Raw genomic sequence first — 368 nt, 5'->3', positions numbered from 1 at the left:
TACCGTCGTCCCCGCCTGTTCGTGATGACGCTACGCTACTCGCGGCGCAGCTTCCGGCGGGTAGTCTGGAAGTCCAGCCAACAAGTCTGGGCGCAGCTCCACGAAGAGGCGTTCCGGTATTTTGGCGGGGTCCCCAGCTATGTCGTGCTCGACAACCTGAAGGAAGGCGTCCTCAAGCCGGATTTGTACGAGCCCCAGCTCAACCCGATTTACAGCGCGATGCTGGCTCATTACGCCGTGGTCGCCGATCCCGCGCGCGTGGCCGATCCAAATCGGAAAGGATGCGTCGAGAATGCGATTCAACATACCCAGGGCACTGCGCTGGCCGGACGGCGCTTCGAGACGCTGGAGGCGCAAAACGAGTTCTT

General features: G+C 61.7%; 1 protein-coding gene. It reads left to right on the top strand.

Features of this window, described 5'->3' with window-relative positions; all coding sequences use genetic code 11:
* On the top strand, positions 1-368 hold a 368-nt coding region (locus QJT78_RS52320; protein WP_281460966.1), incomplete at both ends, for a DDE-type integrase/transposase/recombinase.

The organism is Bradyrhizobium sp. Mp27 (assembly GCF_029953005.1).
Lineage (GTDB): Bacteria > Pseudomonadota > Alphaproteobacteria > Rhizobiales > Xanthobacteraceae > Bradyrhizobium > Bradyrhizobium barranii.
Note: the sequence above shows the minus strand (reverse complement) of the source record. Positions and strands in the feature narration are given on the sequence as shown.